General features: G+C 68.6%; 14 protein-coding genes, 1 rRNA gene and 1 pseudogene. 9 read left to right on the plus strand and 7 right to left on the minus strand.

Features of this window, described 5'->3' with window-relative positions; genetic code table 11:
- Positions 1-238 precede the first annotated feature (238 nt).
- Entirely contained in the window at positions 239-2,764 is a 2,526-nt protein-coding gene (locus tag ACIHFB_RS12485) for an FHA domain-containing protein (RefSeq protein WP_365287116.1), read from the plus strand.
- A gap of 82 nt (positions 2,765-2,846) precedes the next feature.
- On the opposite strand, the gene ACIHFB_RS12490 is transcribed toward ACIHFB_RS12485, so the two are convergent.
- The 3 genes from ACIHFB_RS12490 to ACIHFB_RS12500 all read right to left on the minus strand — a co-directional run bounded on the left by ACIHFB_RS12490 (position 2,847) and on the right by ACIHFB_RS12500 (position 5,851).
- Complete coding sequence (locus ACIHFB_RS12490) at positions 2,847-3,623, minus strand: transglycosylase SLT domain-containing protein (RefSeq protein WP_400126718.1); 777 nt, start codon at positions 3,621-3,623, stop codon at positions 2,847-2,849.
- Between the two features lie 301 nt (positions 3,624-3,924).
- A complete protein-coding gene (locus ACIHFB_RS12495; protein ID WP_400126721.1) occupies positions 3,925-5,001 on the minus strand; it encodes an S-adenosylmethionine:tRNA ribosyltransferase-isomerase in 1,077 nt (358 codons plus the stop codon).
- Positions 5,002-5,152: 151 nt separating this feature from the next.
- Positions 5,153-5,851, minus strand: a complete 699-nt coding sequence (locus ACIHFB_RS12500; RefSeq protein ID WP_400126722.1) for an SDR family NAD(P)-dependent oxidoreductase — start codon at positions 5,849-5,851, stop codon at positions 5,153-5,155.
- 210 nt (positions 5,852-6,061) lie between these two features.
- Between ACIHFB_RS12500 and ACIHFB_RS12505 the strand changes: the two are divergent.
- From ACIHFB_RS12505 to ACIHFB_RS12515, 3 genes and pseudogenes are all read left to right on the plus strand, one after another.
- Positions 6,062-7,224: pseudogene (locus tag ACIHFB_RS12505) on the plus strand (GAF domain-containing sensor histidine kinase).
- Positions 7,217-7,858 carry a response regulator transcription factor gene (locus tag ACIHFB_RS12510; protein WP_365287106.1) on the plus strand — a complete coding sequence of 214 codons (642 nt, stop codon included), beginning with the start codon at positions 7,217-7,219 and terminating at the stop codon, positions 7,856-7,858. The pseudogene ACIHFB_RS12505 and the gene ACIHFB_RS12510 overlap by 8 nt, the downstream one beginning before the upstream one ends.
- A 156-nt stretch (positions 7,859-8,014) precedes the next feature.
- Complete coding sequence (locus ACIHFB_RS12515) at positions 8,015-8,260, plus strand: chaplin (RefSeq protein ID WP_210593162.1); 246 nt, start codon at positions 8,015-8,017, stop codon at positions 8,258-8,260.
- A gap of 95 nt (positions 8,261-8,355) precedes the next feature.
- Here ACIHFB_RS12515 and ACIHFB_RS12520 read toward each other — a convergent pair whose 3' ends face one another.
- Positions 8,356-9,153: a hypothetical protein gene (locus ACIHFB_RS12520; RefSeq protein ID WP_400126725.1), complete on the minus strand. Its 798-nt coding sequence runs from the start codon at positions 9,151-9,153 to the stop codon at positions 8,356-8,358.
- 137 nt (positions 9,154-9,290) lie between these two features.
- Here ACIHFB_RS12520 and ACIHFB_RS12525 point away from each other — a divergent pair, with 137 nt between their 5' ends.
- The 3 genes from ACIHFB_RS12525 to ACIHFB_RS12535 all read left to right on the plus strand — a co-directional run bounded on the left by ACIHFB_RS12525 (position 9,291) and on the right by ACIHFB_RS12535 (position 11,700).
- Positions 9,291-10,082 (plus strand): ABC transporter ATP-binding protein, encoded by a 792-nt coding sequence (locus ACIHFB_RS12525; protein WP_365287102.1) that lies wholly within the window; start codon positions 9,291-9,293, stop codon positions 10,080-10,082.
- Between the two features lie 84 nt (positions 10,083-10,166).
- Positions 10,167-10,598 carry an NfeD family protein gene (locus ACIHFB_RS12530; protein ID WP_365287100.1) on the plus strand — a complete coding sequence of 144 codons (432 nt, stop codon included), beginning with the start codon at positions 10,167-10,169 and terminating at the stop codon, positions 10,596-10,598.
- A 157-nt stretch (positions 10,599-10,755) separates the two neighbouring features.
- Complete coding sequence (locus ACIHFB_RS12535) at positions 10,756-11,700, plus strand: SPFH domain-containing protein (RefSeq protein ID WP_365287098.1); 945 nt, start codon at positions 10,756-10,758, stop codon at positions 11,698-11,700.
- A gap of 88 nt (positions 11,701-11,788) precedes the next feature.
- On the opposite strand, the gene ACIHFB_RS12540 is transcribed toward ACIHFB_RS12535, so the two are convergent.
- The 3 genes from ACIHFB_RS12540 to ACIHFB_RS12550 form a co-directional block, all read right to left on the minus strand.
- Complete coding sequence (locus tag ACIHFB_RS12540) at positions 11,789-12,295, minus strand: HNH endonuclease (RefSeq protein WP_365287096.1); 507 nt, start codon at positions 12,293-12,295, stop codon at positions 11,789-11,791.
- Positions 12,296-12,484: 189 nt separating this feature from the next.
- Positions 12,485-13,024 (minus strand): YbhB/YbcL family Raf kinase inhibitor-like protein, encoded by a 540-nt coding sequence (locus ACIHFB_RS12545; RefSeq protein WP_365287094.1) that lies wholly within the window; start codon positions 13,022-13,024, stop codon positions 12,485-12,487.
- 41 nt (positions 13,025-13,065) lie between these two features.
- On the minus strand, positions 13,066-13,851 hold the full coding sequence (locus ACIHFB_RS12550) for a sporulation protein (RefSeq protein WP_365287092.1): 786 nt from the start codon (positions 13,849-13,851) through the stop codon (positions 13,066-13,068).
- 139 nt (positions 13,852-13,990) lie between these two features.
- Here ACIHFB_RS12550 and ACIHFB_RS12555 point away from each other — a divergent pair, with 139 nt between their 5' ends.
- Entirely contained in the window at positions 13,991-14,632 is a 642-nt protein-coding gene (locus ACIHFB_RS12555; RefSeq protein ID WP_400126729.1) for a DNA-3-methyladenine glycosylase, read from the plus strand.
- Positions 14,633-15,173: 541 nt separating this feature from the next.
- Positions 15,174-15,463: ribosomal RNA gene (locus tag ACIHFB_RS12560) — 16S ribosomal RNA — on the plus strand; the annotation flags it as partial.

Raw genomic sequence — 15,463 nt, forward strand, 5'->3', positions numbered from 1 at the left:
GACCCCCCGATCCGCGGCGCGGCGCTGCCGCCGTGCCTGTCCCCCTCGCGTGGGATTACCACTCTCCGGTCCGGTTTCAACCCCGTCAACGGAACCAGTCGAAGCGTGTGTGCGTGGAGAGAAAAAGGCCCGGCTTTCGGTCAGGGGGCGGAGCCTGAAATAGTTCCCGACGATGTTCGACATCCCTAGACTCCCCTGTGATGGGGGTAATTCGGGGGACTACTCAGTGGGGCATGGAGTGCCGGAACTCGTACTGGAATCGAATGGACGGACCTGGACGCTCGATCCGTCCAGGCCATACACCTTGGGACGTGATCCGCAGGGGGACATCGTGCTCGACGACGCCAGGGTGTCCTGGCGTCACGCCACGATCAGCTGGGGCGGGCGCAGTTGGGTCATCGAGGACCACGGCAGCACCAACGGCACGTTCGTGCAGGGGCAGCGGGTCCACCAGATGGAGATCGGCCCCGGCTCGGCCGTGCACCTGGGCAACGCGACCGACGGCCCGTGCCTGAAGGCGTCCGGCACCGCGGCCGCTGTCGCACAGCCCCAGCAGCAGCCGTACGCGGCGCAGGGCGCGAGCCCCGGCTGGGCGCAGCAGGCCCCTCAGCAGCAGGTACCGCCGCAGCAGGCTCCTGGGCAGCAGGTGCCTGGTCAGCAGGGCTGGCAGCAGCCGCAGCAGCCCGTGCCGATCCCGCAGCAGCAGGGCCCCAGCGGTGGTGCGGGGGCGCCGCCGGTCTACGGCGACCGCAGCCCGACCACGTTCCACCAGTTCTCCATCGGCCGTGTCATGCGCATCGGCCGCGCCCTGGAGAACGACCTGGTCGTCTCCGACCTCCAGGTCTCCCGCAACCACGCCGAGTTCCACTCGATGCCCGACGGTCGTATGGAGATCCGCGACCTGGGCTCGCACAACGGCACGTACGTCAACGGCCAGCCGATCGACAAGGGCGGCGCCCAGCTGCTGGGCCCCGCGGACATCGTCGGCGTGGGTCACTCGACGTTCCGGATCGTCGGCGACCGGCTCGAGGAGTTCGTCGACACCGGTGAAGTCTCCTTCTCCGCACGCCACTTGACGGTCACGGTCGACGGCGGCAAGCAGATCCTCAAGGACGTCTCCTTCGGCGTCCCGGAGAAGTCGCTGGTCGCGGTCATCGGTCCGTCCGGTTCCGGCAAGTCGACCCTGCTGAAGGCGCTCACCGGCTACCGGCCGGCCAACGAGGGCGACGTCCTCTACGACAACAGGAACCTGTACAAGCAGTTCGCCGAGCTGCGCCAGCGCATCGGTCTGGTCCCGCAGGACGACATCCTGCACAAGGAGCTGACCGTCAAGAAGGCTCTCAAGTACGCGGCCAAACTCCGCTTCCCGGCCGACACCACGGCCGCCGAGCGCGAGAACCGCATAAACGAGGTGCTGCGCGAGCTGAAGCTGGACATCCACAAGGAGAAGAAGGTCACCTCCCTCTCCGGCGGCCAGCGCAAGCGCGTCTCGGTGGCCCTGGAGCTGCTCACCAAGCCGTCGCTGATCTTCCTGGACGAGCCGACCTCCGGTCTCGACCCGGGCATGGACCGCGATGTCATGCAGCTGCTGCGCGGCCTCGCCGACGACGGCCGTACGGTCCTCGTCGTCACCCACTCCGTGGCCGAGCTGGCGCTGTGCGACAAGCTGCTGGTGATGGCGCCGGGCGGTGCGGTCGCCTACTTCGGTCCGCCGGAGGAGGCGCTGAACTTCTTCGGCTACGACACCTGGGCCGATGTCTTCTCCGCCTTCGAGAACTACCGCGACTACGACTGGGCGGGCCGCTGGAAGGGCTCGCAGCACTACCAGATCTACGCCGCGGACATCGACGCCGTTGCCGCGCAGTCCGTACACATGCCTCCGCCGCAGGCGATGCGGCCGCCGAAGCCGCAGGGCTGGCTGTCCCAGTTCGGCACGCTGGTGCGCCGATACGTCTCGGTGATCGCCTCGGACAAGGGCTTCCTGACCCTGATGGTGATCCTGCCGGCCGTCCTGGGCGCGGTGAGCCTGCTCATTGACTCGGGGGAGAGCCTGCTGCCCAACCCGCCCAACGCACAGGGCCGGATCATCCCGAACGGCACGGCGACCACCGTGCTGCTGATCCTCGCGGTCGGCGCCTGTTTCGCCGGCGCCGCGAACTCCGTCCGTGAGCTGATCAAGGAACGGGTCATCTACGAGCGCGAACGCGCCACCGGCCTGTCCCGCTCGGCGTATCTGATGTCCAAGGTCTTCGTGCTCGGTGTGATCACCGTGTTGCAGGGACTGCTGGTCGGCATGATCGGCTTCGCCAGCCGGGAGATCCCGAAGGAGGGCGTGATCTTCGGCAGCGCCGTGCTTCTTGAGCTCTGCGTGCCGATCATGGCGCTGGGCTTCACCTCGATGATGTTCGGCCTGATCATCTCGGCGCTGGTGAAGACGTCCGAGAAGACCATGCCGCTGCTGGTCATGTTCGCGATCATCCAGGTCGTGTTCACCGGCTGTCTGTTCACGCTGAACGGCTCGATCGGCGTCAACGAGTTCTCGTACCTGATGCCGTCGCGGTGGGCGGTCGGCGCCGCGGGCGCCACGTTGGACTTCAACAAGATCAGTCCGCCGGAGGCGGGCGGCGACGCCGACCCCCTGTGGGAGAACACGGTCGCGGCCTGGGGCATGGACATGGCCGCGCTGATCGCCATCGGTGTGATCTGCGGCTTCTTCGTGGCCCGCTTCCTGCGGCGGCACGAGCCGGAGGTCATGCGGAAGTAGGCCCGGCAGCGAACGCGAAGCGCGGCGCCCCGTCCGGGGCGCCGCGCTTTGGCATTACGCGAGGCTGAGGTCCGCGCCGACCTCAGTACGCGCTGTCGACGTTGTCGATCGAGCCGTACTTGTCGGCCGCGTAGTTGGCGGCGGCGACGATGTTGGCGACCGGGTCGTACTGGCTGTGGGCCGTGCCCGCGACGTGGTAGGCGTCGAAGGTCGGCTTGATGACCTGGAGCAGACCGATCGAGGGGACACCGTTGATGGCGTTGACGTCCCAGTTGTTGATGGCGTTCGGGTTGCCGGAGGACTCGCGGATGATGTTCCGGTGCAGACCGCTGTAGGTACCCGGTATGCCCTTGTCATCCATGATGTCGAGGGCGTGCTTGATCCAGCCGTCGAGGTTGTTGGCGTACGTCTTCGCCGCGACGGGCTTGACCGCGGCGCGCTGCGCGGAGCGGCTCGCGGCCGCCTTCGCCTTGCGCGCGGCCTCGGCCTTCTTCTTGGCCGCGGCCGCGGCGGCGGCCTTGTGCTTGGCGTGGGCCTCGGCGGCCCTGTGCTTGGCGGCAGCCTCGGCGGCCTTGTGGGCGGCGGCAGCCTGGGTGGCCTTCTTCTTGGCCGCGATCTCCTCGGCCTTCAGGCTGGCGCCGGCGAGCCGGTCGGTGACGCCGGCCTTGACGTCCTTGATCTGTTCGGAGCTGTACGCCACCTTGCCGGCGGGAGCCTCGGCCGTGGTCGACTGCGCGTTGCTCGGCACCGCGGAGATCGCGACCGCTGCGGCGCCGAGCGTGGCGACACCGGCGATGGCGATCTTGTGGGTGCGGGTCAGGGCACGACTATGACCAGGGTTCTTGGTGATCTTGGGCATGGCAGTTGGACCTCTTCGAATAGCGCGGAGGTCGCTCGCTGTCCGGCAGGGGGACACGGGTGCTTCCGGCACAAACGCCGCGGGGCGATACCCGCGGCGCTGAGCGACGGGAGCCATTGTTAGCGCCCGCAAAATCGCCATGCAAAGGTGTGACGTACGATCCTCGATAGTGGACCCGGGAAGGGCAAATCGGGACACACTGGAACGTCTTTCCCGCTCACGCCGGGCCGCTTTATCTCCTATTGACCCTCGTACGTGATCTGCGCCCTATGTGCGGCCTCACATCGGCCGGGTAACAGTCTCACCGGTAGTTGCTGGAGCAATGCTCTGTGTGAGGGTTCTCCGACCCCAGGACGAGATGCACGTCCCCGAACTCGTGCCACAGGTAGCGCCCGCGCAGCGCCTCCTCATACCCACGGTGGACGGCCGCCCGTCCCGCGATCGCCTCCAGCATCAGCAGATGCGAGGCCTCCGGCTCGTGCAGTCCGGTCAGCAGCCCGTCCACCACCCGGACCCCGCGCTCCGGGGTGACGACCAGATCCGTCCATCCCGCACGCGCGCGTACGACCCCGTCGGACCCGCCCGCCGATTCCACCGCGCGCACGGCCGTCGTACCGACCGCGATCACTCGCCCTTCGCCGGCCCTCGCCGCATTGATCAGCCGCGCCGATGCCCCCGGTACCGCGAAGCGCTCCGGATACGGCGGCTCGTACACCTCGGCCGAGGCCACCCCGGTGTGCAGCGTGACCGGGGCGAACTGCACACCCCGGCTCACCAGCTCCGCCACGAGCCGCGCCGTGAAGGGCCGGGCGGCACTGGGCATCTCCGCGCTGCCCGAGCCGTCGGCGCCGGGCAGGGCGAAGACCGTCTGGTACACGGACAGGGGCTGGTCCTTCTCCGTGTACGCGTAGCGAATCGGCCGACCGTGCTCCCGGAGCAGGCCGAGGACCTCCGCCCCGGCCGCCCGCGCCCACCACAGTCGCTCGCTCACCGCCTCCTCCAGGACCAGCCGTACGCCCCCGGGCAACCGCACCTCGGCCCCCGCCGGCCCTCCCGCACGCGCGCGTGTCGTGCCCCTCCCATCGGGATCCCGCAGCTCGACCGCCCACCGCCCGTCGTCCCCGCGCGTGGAGAAGTGCACGACCACACGCGCGTGCCCGATCCGCCCGTCCACGGCGGCGGCGAGCGTCGGTGACGTGTTGACGACGAGCAGATCCCCGGCCCGCAGCAGCCTGGGCAGCTCCGTGAACGCGTGATGCGACACCTCGCAGCCACGCGACACCAGCAGCCGTACGGCGTCCCGCTCGAGCCCCGGCCCGCGCTGCTCGACCGGCACACGGGCGGACAGCTCCTCGGGCACGTGCACGGCCAGCGTCATCGCCCCTCCACCAGGGAGGGCGCGCTGTACCGGCCGTTCGCCGGCCGCTCGGCGGATCCTCTTGACGCCGTCCTCGCGCTGCTCGGCCCTGGAGGGCCTCCCAGGCTTCGGGACGGCTGCGTCGGACTCCGTCCGTCGGCTGTACTGCCGGTCATCGAGTCACCTCCAGCAGCTCCGGTGCCGCGTACCGGCCGCTCGCCGGCCGCTCGTCCAGCAGCCGCAGGAAGGCGGGCACCACACTCGCCGGCGCCGGCCGCGGATCGTCGTCTTCCGGTACGGCCGCCGTGTACAGGTCCGTGGCCATGTCCCCGGGGTCCACCGCCCACACCCGCAGCGTGGGCTCCTCCTCGCTGAGCACCGCCGTGAGGTGGTCCAGGGCGGCCTTCGAGGCCCCGTAGCCGCCCCAGGTCTCGTACGCCTCGGCGGCCGCGTCGGAGCTGACCGAGAGCACCGCGCCCGCCTCCGACGCCCGCAGCAGCGGCAGCGCCTCCTGGACGAGGCCCAGCGCGGCCACCACGTTCACCTCCAAGGCCCGCCGCAGCCCCTCCAGAGGCAGCGTGTCCAGCCGTACGAGCGGCTCGGCGCCCAGCGCACTGGCGTTGTTCACCAGCAGATCGACCCCGCCGAGCTGCCAGGCGGCCGCGACCAGCTCGGCCCGGTGCCCGGCGTCCGTGACGTCACCCGGCAGCGCCCTCACGCGCGTGCCGTACGCCGACACAGCAGCCGACGCCTCGTCCAGCACCTGAGCAGTTCTGGCGTCCAGCACCAGATCCCAGCCGCGTGCGGCCAGAGCCTCGGCGAGCGCCCGCCCCAGCCCCTTCGACGCCCCCGTGATGATCGCTACCGGCATGACACACGTCCCCTCGTCCTCGACGCCGTTCGGCGTGCCCTCAACGTAGGAAGGGGGCGGCATGCGGCGCCTCGGACGCGGGCCGCAATACGGCGGGGCCTTTCGCCCTAAGCCGCGACTCCGGGGACCTGCGTCCTAGGCCCACAGCCCTAGGCAGCGGCCGCCGACGGTCCGATCCGCGTTGTCCGACCCCGCCGGTACCGTGAGGACATGAGTCAAGGCCCCCGGTCCGGCCTCGCCGCGGTGAGCTCCGCGCTGCTGGCCATGAGCAGGCACCTGGAGGTGCGCGACGTCCTCAAGACGATCGTCGCCTCGGCCCGCAGTACGCCGCGCTGGGCGTGCCGGACGACCACGGAGGCTTCGCGCAGTTCGTGGTCGACGGGGTGAGCGACGAGCAGTGGAAGGCCATCGGCCCGCTCCCGCGGCAGCACGGCATCCTCGCCTCGATGCTCCAGGAGGCGAAGGTGGAACGCCTCGCCGATGTGCGCAAGGACCGCCGGTTCGAGGGCTGGCCGTCCGCCCACCCCGACCTGGTCGACTTCCTGGGCCTGCCGATCCGTGACGGCGACGAGGTGATCGGGGCGCTGTTCCTCGCCAACAAGCTGCGCTCTGTGGAGGGACACCCCCCACACCCCCCGTGCCCGAAACCGGACGGCGGCTGCGGCTTCACCGAGGACGACGAGGAACTGCTCGCGATCCTCGCCCAGCACGCGGCCATCGCGCTCACCAACGCCCGCCTGTATGAACGCAGCCGCGAGCTGACCATCGCCGAGGAGCGCTCCCGCCTCGCCCACGAGCTGCACGACGCGGTCAGCCAGAAGCTCTTCTCCCTGCGCCTGACCGCCCAGGCCGCCGCCGCCCTCGTCGACCGTGACCCGTCCCGCGCCAAGGGCGAGCTGCACCAGGTCGCCCTGCTCGCCGCCGAGGCGGCCGACGAACTGCGCGCGGCCGTCGTCGAGTTGCGCCCCGCGGCCCTCGACGAGGACGGCCTCGTCAACACCCTGCGCACCCAGGTCCAGGTCCTCGACCGCGCCCACACCGCGCGCGTGACCTTCGCCGGGCGCGGAGTACGCGCGCTGCCCGCCGCCCAGGAGGAGGCCGTGCTCCGCGTCGCCCAGGAGGCCCTGCACAACGCACTGCGGCACTCGGGCGCCCAGCACGTCGACGTGACGCTGGACCGGCACGGCAGCGGAGCCGTCCTGCGGGTCATGGACGACGGCAGCGGCTTCGACCCCCAGTCGATACGCCGCGCGGGCCGCCACCTCGGCCTGGTCTCCATGCGGGACCGGGCGAGCGGCGCCGGCGGCAGCCTGACGGTGGAATCGGCGCCCGGCAAGGGCACCAAGATCGAGATGGAGGTCCCCGGTGGCTGACGCAATCAGGGTGCTGCTCGTCGACGACCACCAGGTGGTCCGCCGCGGCCTGCGCACCTTCCTCGAAGTGCAGGACGACATCGAGGTCGTGGGCGAGGCCGCGGACGGCGCCGAGGGAGTCGCCCGAGCCGAGGAACTGAAGCCCGACGTGGTCCTCATGGACGTCAAGATGCCGGGTATGGACGGCGTCGAAGCGCTGCGCAAACTCCGTGAGCTGAACAACCCCGTGCGTGTGCTCATCGTCACCAGCTTCACCGAACAGCGCACGGTGGTCCCGGCCCTGCGCGCCGGCGCCGCCGGTTATGTCTACAAGGACGTGGACCCCGACGCCCTCGCCGGCGCCATCCGCTCCGTGCACGCCGGCCACATCCTGCTCCAGCCCGAGATCGCGGGCGCCCTGCTGTCCCAGGAGGGAGCCAACTCCGGCCAGGGGAGAGCGGGTTCGCTCACGGAACGGGAGCGCGAAGTGCTGGGTCTCATAGCCGACGGCCGCTCCAACCGGGAAATCGCCCGCGCACTGGTCCTCTCCGAGAAGACGGTGAAGACGCATGTGTCGAACATCCTGATGAAGCTCGACCTGGCGGACCGAACACAGGCCGCGCTGTGGGCAGTACGCCATGGTGTGACCGGTTAGGACCCGTTCTGATCGGCAACATGGAGGGTTCCGCTCCGGACTGAGATTCATACCGTCGTGGGAATGTCCCCCGGATGGCGCATCCTTCGTGGATCTCCGCCGTTCTCCAGTGCGTGCTGCGGCGACTGCCGCGGCGATCGCAAGGAGGGCTTAGAAGTGAAGAAGCTGAAGAAGGTAGCGGCCGTGACGATGGTGGCCGGCGGGCTGGTCGCCGCCGGTGCCGGTATGGCTTCCGCCACCGACGGCGCCGTGGCCAACGGCAAGGCCGTGGGTTCCCCCGGCATCGGCTCGGGCAACGTCGTCCAGGCCCCGATCCACATCCCGGCGAACGTGGTCGGCAACAGCGTGAACGTCGTCGGTGTGCTGAACCCCGCCTTCGGCAACCTGGGTATCAACCGCTGACCTCCCTCGCGGAGCAGCAGTGACCTCCGGCCTCCCGGGAACCCACCCCCCGGGAGGCCGGTCAGCGTCCGGCCCGCCGCACAGGCGGTCCCCTACTACCGAACCCCTCGCTCCCGCTCCTCCACAACCGCGTTGTAGGCCGCGACCTGCGCCCGCCGAGCGGTCCGCTCCACCGGCCGCAGCGCAGCACCCCGCGCAGCCATCTCGCCCGCGCTCACCGCACCCCCGTGCCCGTTCTCGTGAGCCACCGAGACCAGCACCCCCACACGCTGTGCCAACTCCAGCACCCGCACCGCCCGCGGCGGATACCCCGGCGCCAGCACCTCCCGCCCCCGCTCGGCCCGCGCCCGATACGCATCGATCGCTGCCTCGGCCACCGGCCCGGACGCGGCGACATCCAGCCGCGACAGCACCTCGGTCGCGTCCCGCAGCGCCTCCGCCAGCTCCCGCTCGGCCTCGCCCAACGACGGCACATCCGCCGGCGGCGCCTCCCGCACTGCCAGGCAGTGCCATACGACCTCGACATGCACATCACCCACATCACCGTCGGGCCCGGCCTCGTACACCTCGGGCACCAACCCGAGTGCGGCGCCGTGACAGATCACGGCCTCCTCTGCCTCCAGCGCCCGCGCGTTGAACTCCGGCGGCCCGCTCAGCCCCAGCGGATGCCCGGGCTGGGGCAGCGCGACCCGCAGCCCGGTCACCCCGAGCGCTCGCAGCCGACCCAGTGCGAGCGTGAGTCCGACGGGCGCGGACTCACCAGGGAGCCCCTCCACTCGATGCACGGCGTCCTCGCCCACGATGGCGAGAACAGCGTCATCCGGAGAGACAAGTCCGGCCAAAAGGGCATTTCCCCAAGCGGCAAGGCGTCCTGAACGCGGTTCCGAGAGCATGCCTCCACCCTAAGGACCGGACCGATGGAATGGAGCGGCCGACCGGTGGCGTAGATTTCGTTGAGGGCTGCGCCCACAGGCGCACGTGAGAAGCCGACGCCGAGACCGGTCACACTGCAAGGGGAGACAACGCGCTCATGAGCGATGTTCTGGAGCTTCAGGACGTATCCGTGGTCCGGGAGGGCCGGGCACTCGTGGACCAGGTCTCCTGGTCGGTGAAGGAGGGCGAGCGCTGGGTCATCCTCGGCCCCAACGGCGCCGGCAAGACCACCCTCCTCAATGTCGCGTCCAGCTACCTCTTCCCCAGCAACGGCACCGCCACCATCCTCGGCGACACCCTCGGGAAGGTCGACGTCTTCGAGCTGCGTCCCCGTATCGGCATGGCCGGCATCGCCATGGCGGACAAGCTCCCCAAGCGCCAGACCGTCCTCCAGACCGTGCTGACCGCCGCATACGGCATGACCGCCGGCTGGCACGAGGACTACGAGGACGTGGACGAGCAGCGCGCCCGCGCCTTCCTCGACCGCCTCGGCATGAGCGACTTCCTGGAGCGCAAGTTCGGCACCCTCTCCGAGGGCGAGCGCAAGCGCACCCTCATCGCCCGCGCCCTGATGACCGACCCCGAACTGCTCCTCCTCGACGAGCCCGCCGCCGGCCTCGACCTCGGCGGCCGCGAAGACCTCGTACGCCGCCTCGGCCGCCTTGCACGCGACCCGATCGCCCCCTCGATGATCATGGTCACCCACCATGTCGAGGAGATCGCCCCCGGCTTCACCCACGTACTGATGATCCGTCAGGGCAAGGTCCTCGCCGCCGGCCCCCTGGAGCTCGAACTCACCTCACGCAACCTCTCCCTCTGCTTCGGACTGCCCCTCGTCGTCGAGCAGGTCGGCGAGCGCTGGACCGCACAGGGCCTCCCGCTGTCCTGAACTCCCGGGACTACAACGTAAGAAGCGTGTGCCGACCTGATCTGCGCCCTGTCCGTGCGGGGTCCCCGGTCCTACCATGACCTTGTGGAATTCGACGCGTGGCTGTGGTGGTTGATCGGCGCGGCAGGCCTCGGCATCGGGCTCGTCATCACCGCGATGCCCGAACTCGGCATGCTGGCGGTGGGCGCGCTCGCGGCCGCGGTGACCGCCGGAGTCTTCGGCGGTGACGCCGTCTTCCAAGTCGTGGTCTTCGCCGTCGTATCGACCGCACTCATCGCCGTCATCCGGCCCATCGCGGCCCGGCATCGCGCGCAGCGACCCCAACTCGCCACCGGCGTGGAAGCGTTGAAGGGCAAACAGGCCATCGTGCTGGAGCGGGTCGACGGCTCCGGTGGCCGGATCAAGCTCGCCGGGGAGGTCTGGTCGGCACGCTCCCTCGACACCGGCCACGCCTACGACGTAGGCCAGGAAGTGGACGTCGTGGACATCGAGGGTGCCACGGCAATCGTCATGTGACCTTGTCAATCGGCGTTTGACGCAACTGAACCGAAGAACCCACGAGTTACGCGACGGTCTGTCACACTCGACCAGCAAGATCTTCAACAACAAGATCTTCAACAGGCATAAGATCTTCCGAAGGCGTCTAGGCGGAGAAGGGTACGGGGAAGCGACGATGGAACCGGTCATCATCGTCCTGATCATTCTGGTGGTGTTGGTCTTCATCGCCCTGATCAAGACGATCCAAGTCATCCCGCAGGCCAGCGCCGCCATCGTGGAGCGCTTCGGCCGCTACACGCGGACGCTGAACGCGGGCCTCAACATCGTCGTTCCATTCATCGACACCATCCGCAACCGCATCGACCTGCGCGAACAGGTCGTGCCCTTCCCGCCGCAGCCGGTGATCACCCAGGACAACCTGGTCGTCAACATCGACACCGTCATCTACTACCAGGTGACCGACGCCCGGGCCGCGACCTACGAAGTCGCCAGCTACATCCAGGCGATCGAGCAGCTCACCGTCACCACGCTCCGCAACATCATCGGTGGCATGGACCTGGAGCGGACCCTGACCTCCCGCGAGGAGATCAACGCGGCCCTGCGTGGTGTCCTCGACGAAGCCACCGGCAAGTGGGGCATCCGCGTCAACCGCGTGGAACTCAAGGCCATCGAGCCCCCGACCTCCATCCAGGACTCGATGGAGAAGCAGATGCGCGCCGACCGTGACAAGCGCGCCGCGATCCTCCAGGCCGAAGGTGTCCGGCAGTCCGAGATCCTCCGCGCCGAAGGTGAGAAGCAGTCCCAGATCCTGCGCGCCGAAGGTGAGGCCAAGGCCGCCGCCCTGCGCGCCGAGGGCGAGGCCCAGGCCGTCCGCACGGTCTTCGAGGCGATCCACGCCGGCGACCCGGACCAGAAGCTCCTCAGCTACCAGTACCTCCAGATGCTCCCGAAGATCGCCGAAGGCGACGCCAACAAGCTCTGGATCGTCCCCAGCGAAATCGGCGACGCCCTCAAGGGCCTGTCCGGTGCCATGGGCAACTTCGGTGGTATGGGAGGCGGTTCCGGCAACGGAGGCTCCGCACCGGCCACGGAACGCCGAGAGAAGCCGACGCTGGACTAGCAACGAGCGGTCACCCCCGCGCCCCTCAAGGGGCGCGGGGAACTGCGCGACCTGCCACGAACAACCCGCAGCCGCCCACGCACCTCAATCAGGCAGCCGGCTGCGCGAGCCAATCAGGCAGGGAATCAAAGTCGTCCTGCCCCAAGGCCAACAACATCGCATCGGCCGGCGTCGGCTCGAACGGCTCCCGAAGCAGCGGCATCCCCGCCTCCACGGGCGTCCGATTCGCCTTACGGTGATTGTCCTCAGCACAGGAGGCCACCGTATTCAGCCAGGTGTCCTGCCCACCCTGCGACCGAGGCAACACGTGGTCCACCGTCGTCGCCCGACGACCGCAGTACGCGCACCTGTGCCGGTCCCGCACCAGAACACCTCGCCGCGACCACGGAGCTTGTCTTCGGAAGGGCACCCGCACATACCTGCACAACCTGATCACCCGGGGCGCCGGTATATCGACCGCGGCTCCGCGCATACGCAGTTCGGGGTGGGCCTGCTCGACAACGGCCTTGTCCTGCAGCACCAGAACGACGGCTCGGTTCAACGTCACCGTCGACAGCGGCTCAAAGCTCGCGTTCAGTACCAGCGTGTCCCGCATACCAGCCCACCTCCCGTGTTGCACCGGCCCACCCCGTGGCGGGCTGGGATCAACTCTGGCCGGGCACGCCGAGATGGACAACGCAATATCTGCTGCTCTCACGGGGGGTGGCCCCCGCGTCCCCCGGCAACAAAAATGCCCGCCCCTGATCACTTCCAAGACCAGGGACGGGCAAACGTTCAATGAACGTCAGGCTTCGGCGGGCACCTCGTACTCACCGATGAGCTGGGCGCGCGCCAGCGCGTGGAACCGCAGATTGAAGCCGACGAACGCCGGGCTGGCATCCGAGTCCGGGCCGAGCTTCTCCTGGTCCACGGCGTACACCGTGAACACATAGCGGTGCGACCCGTCCCCGGGCGGCGGCGCGGCACCGCCGAAGTCCTTGGTGCCGTAGTCGTTGCGGGCCTGGATCGCACCCTCGGGCAGCCCCTCGAACTTGCCGCTGCCCGCACCCTCCGGCAGCTCGGTCACGGAGACCGGGATGTCGAAGAGGACCCAGTGCCAGAACCCGCTGCCCGTGGGGGCGTCGGGGTCGTAGCACGTGACGGCGAAACTCTTGGTCTCGGGCGGGAAGTCGTCCCACCGCAGCTGCGGCGACGTATTGCCGGCCGCATAGACCTGAGCGTCCTTGAGGGTCGCGCCTTCCTGGACGTCCTCACTCGTGACCGTGAACGACGGCACGGGCGGGTGGAAGTCATGGGGGAGCGGCCGCCGCTTGAGCTCGGTCACCTCGGTACCTCCTGATCGGTTCCTACTCAGTGGTCCCGAGCCTAGAACCAGTTGCGCTTGCTGCCGACCTCGGACAGCCACTGGTTGAGATACGCCACCCAGTCGGTGCCCTGGTAGTCGTGCAGCCCCACCTGGAAGGACCGGAAGGTGTCACTGCCCTCGCTGAACAGCCCCGGCTTCTTGTCCATCTCCAGGACGACGTCCATGGCGTTCGAGTCCGCGACGAAGGTCAGCTCGACCTGGTTCAGCCCGCGGTACTGCTGCGGCGGCAGGAACTCGATCTCCTGGTAGAACGGCAGCCGCTGGCGTGTGTTCCGGATGTGACCGCGCTCCATGTCCGCGCTCTTGAAGCGGAAGCCCAGCTGGACGAACGCGTCCAGCAGCGCCTTCTGCGCCGGCAGCGGGTGCACATTGATCGGGTCCAGGTCACCGGAGTCGACCGCGCGCGCGATCGCCAGCTCCGTGGTCACCCCGATGTTCATCCCGCGCAGCGCCTGCCCGTCGATCATGGTGATCGGGGTCTCCCACGGGATCTCCAGCCCGAACGGCACCGCGTGCACGGCGCCGGCCTGAAGCTGGAACGCTCCGCCGAGCCGCTCCTTGGTGAACTCGATGTTCTGCTTGTACTCCTGGTCGTCGTGCCCCTCGACCTCGACCTTGGCCTGCAGCCCGACCGACAGCTCCTGGATCTCCTGGTCGACGGACCCACCCTGGATCCGCACCTCGCCCTGGACGACACCGCCCGGAACGACGTTGACCTCGGTCAGTACCGTCTCGACCGAAGCCCCGCCGGCCCCCAGACTCGCGAGCAGCTTCTTGAACGCCATGTCTCTTCCCTCTCGCATGGATCCCTTGATCCCTACAAACGCACTACGGCCGTGGCCGGTTCCGCGCCTTCACCCTGGCAAGGAGTAGGCGTCCTGACCACCCCGCCGCACCCACCGGCCTGCACTACGCTCGGACGGCATGATCGCGACCCCCGACCGTACGCCCCTCCCCAGAGAGTTCTTCGACCGACCCGTACTGGAGGTCGCCCCCGACCTCCTGGGTCGCATCCTGGTGCGCACGACCCCGGACGGTCCGATCTCCCTGCGCCTTACGGAGGTCGAGGCGTACGACGGCCCGAACGACCCCGGCTCGCACGCCTATCGCGGCCGGACGCCCCGCACCGACGTGATGTTCGGTCCGCCCGGCCATGTGTACGTCTACTTCACCTACGGCATGTGGCACTGCATGAACCTGGTGTGCGGTCCGGACGGCACGGCCAGCGCCGTCCTGCTCCGGGCCGGCGAGATCGTTGAGGGCGCCGAACTGGCCCGCAAACGTCGATTCTCGGCCCGAAACGACAAGGAACTGGCCAAAGGCCCCGCCCGCCTCGCCACGGCCCTCGACGTGGACCGTGCCCTGGACGGCACCGACGCATGCGCCCTCAGCGAGACCCCGTTGCGCATCCTGACGGGCGCGTCCGTCCCCACTGACCAGGTACGGAACGGCCCACGCACCGGTGTCTCCGGAGACGGCGGCGTCCACCCCTGGCGCTTCTGGATCGCCAACGACCCGACAGTGAGCCCTTATCGCGCCCATACGCCCCGACGCCGCCCAACTTGACGCGTCCCGGAGCGGTCCGTAATGTAGCCCGAGCCGCTGAACCGGTTACGGCGATTCGCCAGCAACCGGAAGCGGCCAACCCACTACCTACGACTCCCTCTTGGCGGGGGCGAATTCGGCGTGCCTGCATGCCTGAATTCCGAACCTGCGGAACTCGATTATGAGTTGGCGAGGGAATCGGCTAACGTAGTGAATGTCGAAAGGCCGACGGGCGAAAGTCCAGGCCTCACGACAAATCCCGCCGACAGGGAATCGGATCGAGAAAAGGATCTGATAGAGTCGGAAACGCAAGACCGAAGGGAAGCGCCCGGAGGAAAGCCGCGAGAGAGTCTCTCGGGTGAGTACAAAGGAAGCGTCCGTTCCTTGAGAACTCAACAGCGTGCCAAAAATCAACGCCAGATATGTTGATACCCCGTCTCCGGCCATTATGGCTGGGGCGAGGTTCCTTTGAAGAAATACACAGCGAGGATGCTGTGAACGACCGCCTTATTCCGGTGGTTGTTCCGCTCTCGTGATGTGTGCACCCGATCACGGGTAAACATTCACGGAGAGTTTGATCCTGGCTCAGGACGAACGCTGGCGGCGTGCTTAACACATGCAAGTCGAACGATGAACCACTTCGGTGGGGATTAGTGGCGAACGGGTGAGTAACACGTGGGCAATCTGCCCTGCACTCTGGGACAAGCCCTGGAAACGGGGTCTAATACCGGATGTCACCTCTACTCGCATGGGTGGGGGTTGAAAGCTCCGGCGGTGCAGGATGGGCCCGCGGCCTATCAGCTTGTTGGTGAGGTAATGGCTCACCAAGGCGACGACGGGTAGCCGGCCTGA

Source organism: Streptomyces sp. NPDC051963, assembly GCF_044593495.1.
Taxonomy (GTDB): domain Bacteria; phylum Actinomycetota; class Actinomycetes; order Streptomycetales; family Streptomycetaceae; genus Streptomyces.

Bases quoted from the DNA above. Each gene is read 5' to 3' on its own strand.
- ACIHFB_RS12490 (WP_400126718.1), bottom strand. From the start codon at position 3,623: ATGCCCAAGATCACCAAGAACCCTGGTCATAGTCGTGCCCTGACCCGC.
- ACIHFB_RS12495 (WP_400126721.1), bottom strand. From the start codon at position 5,001: ATGACGCTGGCCGTGCACGTGCCCGAGGAGCTGTCCGCCCGTGTGCCG.
- ACIHFB_RS12500 (WP_400126722.1), bottom strand. From the start codon at position 5,851: ATGCCGGTAGCGATCATCACGGGGGCGTCGAAGGGGCTGGGGCGGGCG.
- ACIHFB_RS12520 (WP_400126725.1), bottom strand. From the start codon at position 9,153: ATGCTCTCGGAACCGCGTTCAGGACGCCTTGCCGCTTGGGGAAATGCC.
- ACIHFB_RS12525 (WP_365287102.1), top strand. From the start codon at position 9,291: ATGAGCGATGTTCTGGAGCTTCAGGACGTATCCGTGGTCCGGGAGGGC.
- ACIHFB_RS12535 (WP_365287098.1), top strand. From the start codon at position 10,756: ATGGAACCGGTCATCATCGTCCTGATCATTCTGGTGGTGTTGGTCTTC.
- ACIHFB_RS12540 (WP_365287096.1), bottom strand. From the start codon at position 12,295: ATGCGGGACACGCTGGTACTGAACGCGAGCTTTGAGCCGCTGTCGACG.
- ACIHFB_RS12550 (WP_365287092.1), bottom strand. From the start codon at position 13,851: ATGGCGTTCAAGAAGCTGCTCGCGAGTCTGGGGGCCGGCGGGGCTTCG.
- ACIHFB_RS12555 (WP_400126729.1), top strand. From the start codon at position 13,991: ATGATCGCGACCCCCGACCGTACGCCCCTCCCCAGAGAGTTCTTCGAC.